12 protein-coding genes are annotated in these 12,496 nt (G+C 63.2%); 7 read left to right on the forward strand and 5 right to left on the reverse strand.

Annotated features, from left to right (window positions below):
* Window positions 1–63 precede the first annotated feature (63 nt).
* From RBH20_RS06680 to RBH20_RS06690, 3 genes are all read right to left on the reverse strand, one after another.
* Complete coding sequence (locus RBH20_RS06680) at window positions 64–1,674, reverse strand: methyl-accepting chemotaxis protein (RefSeq protein WP_306706763.1); 1,611 nt, start codon at window positions 1,672–1,674, stop codon at window positions 64–66.
* Entirely contained in the window at window positions 1,671–2,027 is a 357-nt protein-coding gene (locus tag RBH20_RS06685; protein ID WP_306706766.1) for a hypothetical protein, read from the reverse strand. Before RBH20_RS06685 ends, RBH20_RS06680 begins: the two co-directional genes overlap by 4 nt.
* A 103-nt stretch (window positions 2,028–2,130) precedes the next feature.
* The gene (locus RBH20_RS06690) at window positions 2,131–3,480 is read right to left on the reverse strand and encodes an MFS transporter (RefSeq protein WP_306706768.1); all 1,350 of its coding nucleotides are present in this window, start codon (window positions 3,478–3,480) and stop codon (window positions 2,131–2,133) included.
* Window positions 3,481–3,554: 74 nt separating this feature from the next.
* On the opposite strand from RBH20_RS06690, the gene RBH20_RS06695 reads away from it, so the two are divergent.
* Complete coding sequence (locus RBH20_RS06695) at window positions 3,555–3,782, forward strand: ribbon-helix-helix domain-containing protein (protein WP_004518043.1); 228 nt, start codon at window positions 3,555–3,557, stop codon at window positions 3,780–3,782.
* Here the strand turns inward: RBH20_RS06695 and RBH20_RS06700 are convergent.
* Both RBH20_RS06700 and RBH20_RS06705 read right to left on the reverse strand, forming a co-directional pair.
* The gene (locus tag RBH20_RS06700) at window positions 3,779–4,099 is read right to left on the reverse strand and encodes a hypothetical protein (protein ID WP_306706771.1); all 321 of its coding nucleotides are present in this window, start codon (window positions 4,097–4,099) and stop codon (window positions 3,779–3,781) included. The two genes, RBH20_RS06695 and RBH20_RS06700, sit on opposite strands and share 4 nt — an antisense overlap.
* Before the next feature lie 55 nt (window positions 4,100–4,154).
* Window positions 4,155–4,700, reverse strand: a complete 546-nt coding sequence (locus tag RBH20_RS06705; protein ID WP_004518045.1) for a hypothetical protein — start codon at window positions 4,698–4,700, stop codon at window positions 4,155–4,157.
* A gap of 211 nt (window positions 4,701–4,911) precedes the next feature.
* On the opposite strand from RBH20_RS06705, the gene RBH20_RS06710 reads away from it, so the two are divergent.
* The 6 genes from RBH20_RS06710 (at window position 4,912) to RBH20_RS06735 (ending at window position 12,468) form a co-directional block, all read left to right on the forward strand.
* The gene (locus tag RBH20_RS06710; RefSeq protein WP_306706773.1) at window positions 4,912–7,008 is read left to right on the forward strand and encodes a DUF4129 domain-containing protein; all 2,097 of its coding nucleotides are present in this window, start codon (window positions 4,912–4,914) and stop codon (window positions 7,006–7,008) included.
* Window positions 7,005–7,943 (forward strand): hypothetical protein, encoded by a 939-nt coding sequence (locus RBH20_RS06715; RefSeq protein ID WP_306706775.1) that lies wholly within the window; start codon window positions 7,005–7,007, stop codon window positions 7,941–7,943. The genes RBH20_RS06710 and RBH20_RS06715 overlap by 4 nt, the downstream gene beginning before the upstream one ends.
* Entirely contained in the window at window positions 7,943–9,274 is a 1,332-nt protein-coding gene (locus RBH20_RS06720) for a DUF58 domain-containing protein (RefSeq protein WP_306706777.1), read from the forward strand. Before RBH20_RS06715 ends, RBH20_RS06720 begins: the two co-directional genes overlap by 1 nt.
* Window positions 9,275–10,702: a glycosyl transferase gene (locus RBH20_RS06725; RefSeq protein WP_306706779.1), complete on the forward strand. Its 1,428-nt coding sequence runs from the start codon at window positions 9,275–9,277 to the stop codon at window positions 10,700–10,702.
* Between the two features lie 107 nt (window positions 10,703–10,809).
* Window positions 10,810–12,021: a MoxR family ATPase gene (locus tag RBH20_RS06730; protein ID WP_306706781.1), complete on the forward strand. Its 1,212-nt coding sequence runs from the start codon at window positions 10,810–10,812 to the stop codon at window positions 12,019–12,021.
* 51 nt (window positions 12,022–12,072) lie between these two features.
* Window positions 12,073–12,468, forward strand: a complete 396-nt coding sequence (locus tag RBH20_RS06735; RefSeq protein WP_306706782.1) for a DUF2237 family protein — start codon at window positions 12,073–12,075, stop codon at window positions 12,466–12,468.
* Window positions 12,469–12,496 lie beyond the last annotated feature (28 nt).

Consider the following 12,496-nt stretch of genomic DNA (forward strand, 5'->3'; position numbering starts at 1 on the left):
GTACACTCGTCTTCGACTCGCCGGCCGAGAGATCACCGCAGAAACGGCCGACAGCAGGCGGTGTTAGTTTCTTTCGGTCTGGCCGCTCCCGTCGGTCACCGGTGCGGGCTCGCCAGTCGCCGCTGTCGCGCGGTCAGCCTCGCCGGAGACAGCGAAGTTGAAGCTGCTGAGCAATTCCGAGAGGTCCTCAGCCTGGTCCGAGAGATGGACTACATCATCTGTCACACCCTCGATGGCCGCAGTCTGCTCTTGGGCCGCCGCGGCTGCGGTCTGCGCTCCCGCGCTCGTCCGCTCGGTCATTGCGTCGAACTCCTCGACCATTGCCACCACTTCCTCTGCGGAGGCGGCCTGTTCGTCGGTCGCGTCGTCAACGGACTGAATGCCGGTGTTGACCTCCTCGACGTGTTGGAGGATGTCTTCGAGAACGCTGATGGTCTCATCGACCGTCTCCAGACCGTTGTCGACGCGTTCATCCATTTCGTGAATTCCTTCGACGGCGTCGGTCGTCGATTCCTGAATCGTCTCGATGCGGTCCGCGATGCGCTGGGTCGCTTCGCCGGTCTCCTGAGCGAGGCCCTTGATTTCGTCGGCGACGACGGCGAAGCCCTCGCCAGCCTCGCCGGCGCGAGCAGCCTCGATAGAGGCGTTGAGCGCCAGCATGTTCGTCTGCTCGGCGATGTCTTCGATGACACTGACGATTTCGCCGACCTGCTCCATCTCGGTATCGAGCGATTCGACATCGTCGATGGTGGCATCGGCCTGTCGTTCGATCGCCTCCATCTCCGATTTCGCACCGGTCACGCGCTCGCTACCGACGGAACCAAGTTCGGACGCCTGGGCGGACTTCCTCGCTACTTCGTCGGTTGAGGACGCTATCTCTTCAATGGTCGCAGACAGATCAGTCATCTCGTCGGTGACATTCGTCACGTTGTCGTGTTGCTGGTCGGTGTTCGAAGCAATCTCATCGACGTTTTCGCTAACCTCCCGACTCGCGTTTCGCACCTCCTCTGCGCTGGCTCCGAGTTCGTCCGTCGAATCGTCGACCTGCCCGGCGAACTGCGTGACAGTCGTCAGCGTCTCCGAGAGCGTCTCCATCATGTCGTTGAACGCCGTCGCGATCTCAGTCATCGCCTCCGTTCGACTATCGGGGTCCATCCGCTGCGTGAAGTCTCCCTCAGCAGCCGCATGCATTGTTGTTCTGAAGGACTCGGCCTTCGTTCGGAGATGATTGTTTAGCTTCTCTGACTCCTGTTTCGCCTGCTCAGCTTCTCGCTGTGCCTCCTCAGCTTGCTGCTTGGCCGCCTCTGCCTGTTGACGTTGCTCTTCTGCGGCCTTGCGCTGTTCCTCCGCCTCAGCTCGCCGGTTCGAAGCCGTTCTGGTAGCCGTCTTGAGATCCTCGACAGTTGCGATGGTTCCTGTCGAGGAAATTGCGACAACACCGATGAGTACTGCTAACAAGGACGTACCCAGTGCATCCATGATTGCTCCCGCGATGCCGATCCATTCAAGGAACACAACGCCCGTCCAGAGGAACCCGAGCGCCGCAGCGAACGAGAAGTTCGCCCAAAACCCTGAGTCGAGTTCAGTTTCGCGGTACGTTTTCACGCCGAGAACGACCGTTGCGGCGTATGCGGTAACCGCGATGAAGTCCGCGAGGATTATGGGTGCACTCACTGTTCTGTCCTCCCGCCATCGGCGGCGACATCTGGACCATCTTCGAGAGCACTTTCCGGGCCGTCCCCGTTGCCATCGTCCGCCAGTACTTGCTTGCGGCGCACGTACGCTGCAAACAGGAACGCGAGTCCTGATCCCATCAGACCAAGGTAGTGCTCGGTGTAATTGAGTACTGTACCGAGAAACAGGTTCTCGACGTTGGTCACGACCGTTGCTAGAATCAGTAGCATGTAGCCGAGTACGAACAGCCGCGAACTCCGCCGGTAGTACAGTAGTACTGGTATGAGTCCGATAACGGCAATAATCGGGAGTACGGCTTTGTGTGGGTCAAGTGCGGCCAGCCCTGTTTGCATGCGACGATATCAGCTTCAGGGTGTGTTATATGTTACCGCCCAATTACAACGGTTGAAAACGACATAACTGTTGTTCGAATAGTGGACCAAAGATAGTGGTCGGCTACTTACGACGAGCGAGAGTTAGCCCGGTGGCAGCGGCGAGGACTGCGATGCCGGCGAGTGTCCCGAACAACACCGTCGCGTTCGCAAAGGCCAGTATCGACCCAGCGAGACCACCGCCGAGCGCGCCGACCCCGAACACGCCCAGATAGGTGAAGCCGTACGAGAGTCCGCGCGTGCCGGCGGGCGTGTACTCGGCGACGGCGGCCTGATACATCGGCTGGACGACGAACAGCGCGACGCCCAGAAGTGCACCCAGCACCGCCAGTGGACCGAAGCCCATCGCCGACACCGGAACGAACAGCACCGCGAGGACAGCGAGCACTAGGAACGAGCCGGCGATACCGTATTCGACGGGAATCCGGTCGCTCAGTTTGCCGCCGGCGTACTGTCCGAGGACGCCGATGAGCAGCAGGCCCGCGTAGAAGTAGTCCTGTGGCTTGAGTGTCTGGCCCGTCCCGGCCTCGATACCGAGCGCGGAGAGCACGCCGGGAGGCAACAGCGTCTCTATCGGGATTGGCTCGAAGCCCGGCAGGTCTCGTAGGAGTTCCGGAAGGAACGTGAGGACACCACGATAGTACAGTCCCGAGCACATGACGACGACGAACACCAGGATGAAGCTCCCGGCCAGCAGCTGCTTGCTCTCCGAGAGGAACTCCTCGAGCGAGTCGATACCGCTGCTGGCCTTTGACCCGCCGTCAGTCGCGGTCGTCACCGCCGCCGTCTCGTCGAAGCTCGCCTGCGAGGCATAGACGGCGGCGAACAACGCAGGGATACCCAAGACAAGCGCGACGGTCCGCCACTCAGCGACCAGCAGGAGAATCGCGGCGACGAGTGGGCCGAGGCCGATACCGAGGTTGCCGGCGACGCCGTGATAGGCCAGTCCGGTCCCGCGCTGTTCGACACCTTTGCTGATGAGCGAGAGCCCGGCTGGGTGGTAGACGCTGGCCGAGAGGCCCCAGAGGACAAGCGCCAGCGCGATGACGACCATACTTGGGGCCAGGCCAAGCAGAATGTACGAGCCGCCCATCCCCAGCAGACAGCCGGTGATGAGTCGGCGGGAGCCGATGCGGTCAACGACGATACCACCCGGGAGTGCCCCGGCCCCGAACAGGCCATAGCCCAGCGTTACGATGATGCCGACGGTCGCCGTCGTCACGTTGAACTGTGCGATACCGAGGTTGATGAGATCAAACTCCGTGAGCCAGATGACGACGAATATCGGGATCGCCATCTCGTAGGTGTGGACGAGCCCGTGTGCGAGCATGACCAGTGCGGTGATCGCTCGGTCGTTCGCGTTCACACTGTGGTTCGTGTCGGCCGCCGTCAAGTGTGTGACGGTTTCGCGCATTCATGCGTGCGCCTTTTTGTCCCCTCCCAAAAGCAGGGGTGGGTTTTTATGTCCGAACAGTATAGGCGGCAAGTGTGAGCAAAATCAAGGTGTCACTTCCGGACCAGGTGGACTCGGACATCCAGCGACTCGTCGAACAGGGCGAGTTCCTCAACCGCGACCAAGCAGTCGAAGACCTCCTGAAGCGAGGGATTTCGGCCTACAATACCACAACCGAAGAGACCGAGACTCTCGATGAAGAGATTTTCGACCAGACGGCCTCGGAACAGCAGGACCCGGCGATGCAGGACGACTTCCTCTAATCGCGGTTCTGTGAGAGTCGGCCGTCGTCCTCGGATGCCCGCTGTCCGGAGCCGTCGTTTTCCTGTCGCTGTTGTTTCATTTTTGCGCCGGGTTTCGGACCTCTGTCGACTGACTCGTAGGGCGTCTCTGCGATGCTCTCCGGGATGATGTACCATGCGAGACCACCGCCGACGACGGTTCCGACGACAAACGTTCCAGCGACAATCGGTAGTTCCGAACCCCCGTACAACGTCACAAGCCCCATCGAGACGCCGAAGAGGAGCGCGAATCCGACTTGCGTATATTTGAGAAATCGTTTCCGGTCGGCGTCTGTCATCGAGGGGCCGACCATTAGCGACACCCGGTACAGATTGGCTGTGTCCGGACGCTCATCAGTAGAAGCCCCGCTCTACGTCTTCTTCGATAACGTCCTCGAACTCCGCGTCAAGTAGTTCCTCCGCTTCTTCGAATGTCTCGGTGAGTTCAGTCATCTGGTCTGGCCGGTCGTGGTGATCAAACTCCATCGGGCCGTAGGCAGGGGAGTCCATCGCGTCCATCATGTCCTCCAGCAGCGCTTGCGGTGACGTCGGTGCGTCCGCATGCGTTTCGAGGACCGTTTCGAGGTTCTTGGCCTTCTCTTTGGCGTCGTCCTCGTCTTCCGGCCCCTGCTGGACACCGAAAATTCCGGACCCGTCGTTCGGAAACAGCGGGTCGATGTCGTCGTCGATTCGGCGGGCCACCTGCGACCCGACGCCCTGGACCTCGAAGGGGTTCTTCGCGTAGGTCTTGAGTTGGTAGACACCAGCGTCGGGGTGACCGAAGTAGATATCCTCGCCGATTCCGTTCGCGCGGTCGCCCCCGACGGCACGCCAGTCCCCCGGATTGGCATTGCTCTCCATCACGTCTTCGAGAATGTCCTGCCAGTCACGAACGCGCATTGTCAGTTCCTTGTTCGGACTGAGTCAGAATGAACCCATCGGTCCCGACTGCTGCCCGGGAGATGGAGAAATGTCGTATATACTGGCTGAGTGTCCTCACGACTGCGGCCGCTGTCGACAACCATACCGGGGATTGATTATCTTTCACGCCAGTTTCTATGATAACAGCTCGGGGTGTCGCGGTACGGGCGCACGTTACGAGGGGCGACAAGTGGGTACAGCATCCGATACCGACCATGGCGGTGTTGACTGGCGGCAGCTACTACTGGTAAGTCTCTGCCTCGTCGGGCTAATTGTCGCTGCGTTTCTGGCCCCACCACCGGTTACTGAGAGCGGGGTCGACAACAGTGGGGGCAGTGACGGGAGCCGCGGGTCTGAACCACTCACGCAGACACCAACCGATACACGAGAACAGCGTCGCGACGGTGGCGGGAGCACCAACGTCACAGGCGACACAGAGCCGATTCCGCTTCCCGGCGAGACTACCCCGCCCACTGCGGACGGCTGTGGTGTCCTCATTGAATCGACGCCAAAAGCCGGGCATCCCCTCACAGTCCTGGTGTATCAAGATCTTGAACCAGCGGCCGCGACCCGTGTCTGGTTCAATGACCGATATGTCGGTCGGACTGACCAGAGCGGGCAGGTGACCGGACAGGTGCCCTACCAGCGCGAACTGAACGTAACGGTCGAATCGCCGGGCGTAGAGTCATGTCAGTTCTACCGTCGGCCGGACGAGGGATCGGGGACTGAAACGGCTGACCGTCTCGCGAGAGAGAATATGTGGCTATCTGGCGAGGGTGATTCGACTGCTACGCGCCAGCAGACAGCGGCCGACAATAACACCGGTCAGTACCGTGTCGCCGGGAACGTCAGCGTGACACTGCTTGGCGAACCGTACCCCGGGTCGACTGTCCCGCTCGTCGCAACGGTCGACGGCGTCCCGGTACGAAACGCGACCGTGAGCCACGACGGCGATATTGTCGGCCGAGCTGACACCACCGGCCAGTCTCAACTGACAGTCCCAGATAGCGATACCACTGCAGTAACTGTGTCCCGCGGCGAGTTCGAGGGTACCGCACGCGTCGACGTACTGAACTTACACGTCCGCGTCGTGCCAGCGAAGACCCTCCCAGTACCGGGTAATAGCGCCGCGGTTAACGCCACAATAAACGGCAAGGCAGTCACGAACGCAACTGTCACGCTCGGCGACCAGCGCCGCGGGACAACTGGCGCTGACGGCACCGTTGCTGTCTCACTCCCGGCAAATCCCTCGCTTACCGTTACAGCGGCAACAGACAGACAGACAGCGAGAACGACGCTCTGGGACGCGTATATCGGGACCGTTGTGGTGAGTTCGATGCTGCTGGTGGTAACTGTGGTGACTATCGCTATCGCCGCATTGCTGTACACTCCCAGGGTCGCACGCGGCGTCGGTGTGCTCTGGGCTATCTTTGATTCGCTGTTTTTCATCGGCGTGCTCTGGGAACGCGATGGACTGGTCATCGCGCTCACAGTCGTGGGCGTCGCCGCGCTGTACCACTATCGATCGGATGCGATCTCGGGCGGGCAGGCGGTCGCACATGCTGCCAGGAACGGCAGTAAAAGGGTTGCTGGCCTCGTCGCCCGTGTCGTTCAGTTGACCCGGCGAACAGCACTCTGGCTCGTCGGCTGTATCGAAGCCATGTTGCGCATTGGCCAACGACTGGCTATCCGTCTGGCCGCATGGCTCACGTCGCTGCCGCTGACGGTGACAGGACTGTCCCGTCGCTTCAGGCAGTGGCTCCGGTTGGCCGGGTATCGAGCCATCACTGTGGTCAGGGCTGAAACTACGCCGCGCAGGATTGTAACGCTCGGATTCTCGTGTGTCGGCGTGATACTGAGCTATGTTCGCTGGGGCGCGGCCGGTGCCGTCGTGGCTGGGGCCGGGGTGGCACTGAGTGCGGTCAGTGTCTACATCTCTGGCCGGACCGACGATACGGACCGCCAGACTGAGGCGTCTCGTCCCGGACCAAGCGAGTCGGGTACCGACTCGTCAGACGGCGACGAGTCGGCGCTCCCGTCGCTTCGGGACATCTGGCGTGCGTTCGCTAGGCACGTCGTCCCCGGGCACTGGCGGACGCGGACGCCCGGCGAGGTGTCCCGGGCCGCAATCGACAGCGGCCTCCCGAGGGCCCCCGTCGAAGCACTGACAGAGGCGTTCCGGGATGTCGAATACGGCGGCTATTCGAGCGATAACCGCCGTGAGCAGGCCCGTAACGCGTACGATGCGCTGGTGAGTGCGAGTGACGAGCAGGAGGACACAGAATGAATCGTCGTCACGTCGGGCTGGGAATCGCCGTGCTGTGTGGCATGTTACTCGTGGCTGCCGGCGCGGTTATCGGACTGATAGGGACGCCAGAACCCGCGGCTTCCGGACCGGGTGCGGCGGGTGTCCTCGTCCTCCTCGTCTGCGTGCTCGTGGCCGTCTGGAAGCTCTTGCGGACGCCCGACAACCCCACGATATCACCGTCACCGTGGGCTGATGACGACGGGTTCACCAGAGAGTATCTCGAGACGACACCGACAGATGACGCTGTCTCCGGAACCGAACTCGCAGAACGCGTTGAAGCGGCGGTTGCGAAGGCCCGCGACGATGGGTCGGTCGACGAGAGCCTTGACCCTGTCCGGGAACCACTTCGGGCGACGCTCACGGAGGCACTGGTTCAGGGAGGTCACGACCCCGACACGGTAAAAGCACAGCTAGCCGCGGGGACCTGGACGGACGACCCGGTTGCCGCCGCGGTACTGGACGAATCCGTCACGCCGCCGGACCGGCCGTTTCGCGCGCGCCTCCGGGCTTGGCTGTTTCCGGAAAAGGCCGTCCGAAAGCGGTGTGGGCGAGCAATGGCGGCAGTCAGCGTTGCGGCCGATGATGCGTTGCCGGCAGTGGTCGGCCAGCGAGCGCCGCGTCCGATGCCAGTCGTCGCCCCAGCAGTCGCCGACCTGCAGCGGGCGGCTGATGGGAGCCTCCAGCGGGCCGTCGACGGGTCGATTCCCGAGCGGGAAGACATCGGGGCTAGCGCAGACGGCGCGTCAGAAGATGCCCGCGTCGACGGAGCCGGCACTGGGGACGGAACTGGCGCGGACGACGCGACCAGCGGTGACCCGGAAACTGGCGGGACAGCACCGGTCGACGATAGCGGAGCGGATACCACAGCGACAGACAGGGCCGACTGGGGCGACGTGACGGAGGGGAGAAACTGATGGGGCGACGAGCCACGCGGTGGCGCGGCGCAATCGTCGCCGCGCTGGCACTCGCCGGAGCGGGCATCTGGGAGGGGAGCGGGACACTGCTGCTGGCCGCTGCACTCCCGCTCTCGTATCTGGCCTACGGAGTCCTGTCGACTGCTGCTGTCCCGGCAGACCTCGTCGTATCGCGGGCGGTTGACCCGACGCCAGCGCCGCCGGGGCACCCTGTCGAAGTCCAGTTGACGGTGACAAACAGCGGCCAGCAGACGCTGTCGGACATCCGGGTCGTCGACGGCGTTCCGACTGACCTCGCAGTGCTGGACGGGTCGCCCCGCGGTGGCGAGACACTTGCTGCCGGCGAATCAGTCACGCTCGAATACACCCTCATCGCCCGCCGGGGCGAACACGACTTCGACGAGCCACGGCTCCGCGTCCGGGGAACGGGTGCCGGCGAAGTCGCGACTGCGACACGACACCCCGAGGGCGATGACAGGCTGGTGTGTCAGTTGGACGCTCGGGCGCCGCCGCTGTCCGACCAGGGAACCGACCGCGTGGGCCAACTCACGGCCGACGCCCCCGGCGATGGCTTCACCTTTCACTCGACGCGGGAGTATCAGCGCGGTGACCCGGCCGGCCGCATCGACTGGCGCGGCTACGCGAAGCGAGGAGAGCTGTCGACGGTCAACTACGAGCAGTGGGTGTCAACGACGGTCGTGTTCGTCGTCGACGCCCGTTCGCCAGCGCGGGTGACCGCCGGGCCCGGTCGCCCGACTGCGGTCGAACTCGGCGCGTACGCGACTACACACGCACTGACCTCGCTGCTGGATGCCGGCCACGAAGTCGGGCTGGCAATCGTCGGCATCGACGGCGACGGTCCAGCGGGACTGACCTGGCTCCAGCCAGGTGACGGACCCAACCAGCGGTCGCTGGCTGTCGAACAGCTACGAGCCGCTGCCGATGCTGCCGAGAGCGACCCGGTTGGTGGGCCAGCAGACGAGGCCGACACACAGCGGCAGTTCCGGAAAGTTATGGAGATGGCCGGACCCCGCTGCCAGCTGGTGCTCGTCTCGCCGTTGCTCGACGACGCGCCGGTCACTGCAATGGCGTCGTGGGCAGCGTTCGACTGCCAGCGAGCCGTGCTCTCGACGGACGTAACCGCGGCGAGCACCGTCAGCGGACAGTACGACCACGTCCGCCGTCGGACCCGTCTGGCGCGGTGTCAGGCGTCCGGGGCCCGGACAATCGACTGGCGACGTGGGACACCGCTGCCGCTCATCCTCGACTACGCCTTCGCCGTCGCGGCGCGCCAGCCGAATGGCAGCGCCCAGCCAGGAGGCGGAGCCTAAATGATTGCCGGGCCGCGACTCGACACACCATCGGCCGTCGGCGACGAGGGGCGACCGCGGGCGACCAGTCTGACTATCGCCGCGCTCATAGTCGCTGCGTCCGCCCTGGCGACAGGCGTTCTATTCGGCGACCCACAACTGTTCAGTGGTATCGCACTCCTCGCCGGCATTGCCGTGGCGGGACTGACGCTGCTGGACCGAGACGGACTGGGACCGACGGTCATTGGTCACTTCTGTTTCCTGCCGGCGGCGACCGGCCTCATCGCCTCGGTCGGGCAGGTAGCAGCCGCCCCGCTTCTTGGGTTCGGTGTTGCCGTCGCAATGGTCGGCGTCGCGACTGCCTGGACCAATGTGCTCGATAGAGAGGCAGTGTCAGCAGCGACAGTGAGCAGCGCCGTTTCGTATCTGTTCGCAGTGGTCGGCCTCGTCGTTGGCACGGTCGTAGTCGTGCTCGCGTTGTTTTGCTGGGAACTGGTGAGCGCTGTCGCTGGCGGGACATCACCGATGGCCGCCACGGTCTGTCTTGGTGTCCTCGGCGTCGCCGCGTCGGGCTGCCTGTATTTTGCCGTGGCACAGCTCCCACTCGTGCAGTTGACAGCGCGGAGCCGCCGAGACGCGATGGCGACCAGATTGAAACGGGGGACCCGGTCACTCAAACTGGTCGCAATCGGTTCAGTATCGTTCACTGTGGTCGCCCCGCTGGCGCTACTGTTTACGCCGTTTGGTCAGCTCGTCGCGTCCCCACCGTTCAGTCTCGGTATCCGAGTGCTGTCGTCGTGGGTCGTTCTCGCGCCGCTTCTGGCAGTCACAGTCGGCGCGCTGGTTGCTGGTAGCGGTGTGATTGTCATCCGAAAGTTCACAACTGAGTTCAACGCCGCCTCGGTGCGGACTGTCGGGGCCGCCATCGCGGCAGTTGGCTATCTGGTGTTGGTAGCCCTGTTCCTCCTGCGAACCGGGATCTTCGGGTTCGCCTCGCTCCCAGCGGTGTTCTTTGGTGCCCTCCTGCTGCCACTGGTGGTGTATCTGCTGCTTGTGCTCGTCATCGGCGCGCTCATCTTTGGCCTGTTGCCAGCACGTGCCGGCCCCGCGGCACTGACCGCTTCGGGACTCATCTGTGCGAGCATCGGTGCGGCACAGGCCGACCTTCCCACGCTACTGGTGTTTGCTGGTGTCGTCAGCGGCCTCGTCGCCTGGGACGTTGGCACATTCGGTCTGGGATTGACGGCAGAACTGGGGCATCGTCCGGAAACGCGACGGCTGGAGCTGTATCACAGCGTGTTCGCCGTCGGCGTCGGACTTCTCGGCATCGCCGCCGTCGGCATTGTCGATGCAGCGCGCCACGCTGTCGGTTCCGCAGTCGGATCGCCGGAGACAATGGCACTCGCCGCGGTCGGTGTGTTACTGCTGCTTGCCCCACTTCGTGGCTAAGAGACGGACTCACTGCTGATCCGTCCAGAATGGATCAGTAGCCACGAAGCTCGACAGATAACGGCTAATGGTACACATTGATACACCCCGAGTACAACGCATGGAGCATGGCCGGGTCATCGTCGGATTTGAGCGTTGAGGCGGCGTCAGAACACTGTCTCAACATTGTGGAGCGAGTTGAGGAGGCTGTCGTTGTCGAACGCCGAGTGCTGTTCGAGACACTGGCTGGCGTCATCGCCAGAGGACACGTTCTGGTCGAGGACGTACCGGGAACGGGTAAAACGGTTCTGGCGCGGGTGCTGGCGGAGGCGCTGGGCCTTGAATTTACTCGGGTACAGTTTACACCTGATCTGCTGCCGGCGGACGTGACCGGGTCAAACGTGTACAACGAGCACGAACGGGAGTTCGAGTTCGCAGAGGGGCCGGTGTTCTCGAATGTCGTGCTCGCAGACGAAATCAACCGTGCGCCGCCGAAGACCCAGTCTGCACTGCTTGAGTCAATGGAAGAGCGACAGGTCAGTGTCGACGGGACGACGCACCCACTCCCAACACCGTTCGTCGTTATCGCGACCCAGAACCCCGTCGAGCAGGAAGGGACCTTCCAGCTTCCCGAGGCCCAGCGGGACCGCTTCAGCGTGAAGACGTCGATGGACTATCCCGATGTCGATGGGGAAATGGGGCTGCTTGACCGGCGGGCCAACCGGCGAACACTCTCGCCATCGGTCGATCCGGTAGTTGACCCAGAGACGGTTCGTGCCCTTCAGGAGTGTGCGGAAGACATCCGCGTCGACACCAAGGTTCGTCGCTACATCGTCGACCTGGCGCGGGCGACACGCGAAGACGACCGGGCAAAGATCGGCGTTTCGCCGCGGGGCGTGCAGCGGGTTTTCGAGGCTGTCCGGGCCAGCGCGGTCATCGCTGGCCGGCAGTATGCCACACCTGATGACGTGAAGCGACTGGCAAACGCAACGATGAGTCACCGACTGGTCCTGACGACAGAAGCTACTATCGAAGGGACCGAAAAAGACGACGTGATTCAGGCCGCGCTGGACGCTGTCGACGTGCCCGCAGTCTCACCGAATGCACCGGAGACGGACGACAGGGCCGAATCGACGGCACCGAGCGGGTCCGAACCTGCTGACTCTCTATCGGAACCCTCACCAGACGGTAATTCTCCCGGGCAGCGCCCGTCGCAGAGTGCTGCTGGAGCAGAGGAGAGCCAGGCTAGACAACTGGACGGGGATGGCGACCAGCCCGCCAACTCATCAGGTGACACGCGAAGCCGGAGTGACGAGGACGACATCGAACAGGGACAGTGAGCGCGAGCGGGTAGCCGAACGGCTTTACTCTCCGGAACAGCCAGACGTGGTATGGAAAGCGAACACAACGTCCTCGGCGGGGAGTTGGCCCCCTGCTCGATGGACCCCGAGACAGGGTTTATGCGCGATGGCTACTGCTACCCGCTCCAGCGTGACCCGGGCCGGCACGAGATCTGTGCCGTGATGACGGCGGAGTTTCTGGAGTACAGCAAGGCACAGGGCAACGACCTCGTGACGCCGCGGCCAGAGCTGAATTTTCCGGGTCTCGACCCCGGTGATAGCTGGTGTGTCTGCGTTCCGCGCTGGATAGAGGCCCACGAGGCCGGGCACGCACCGCCAGTGAACCTCGACGCGACGAGCGAGGACGTCCTCGATGACGTGTCGCTGGAGACGCTCGAAGAGTACGCCGCCGATACCGAGTCCGATGCCGATACGACCAGCGAATGAGCCCCGGCGCGAACGACTTTTGAGGGAC

Source organism: Haloarcula sp. H-GB4 (assembly GCF_030848575.1).
Taxonomy (GTDB): Archaea; Halobacteriota; Halobacteria; order Halobacteriales; family Haloarculaceae; genus Haloarcula.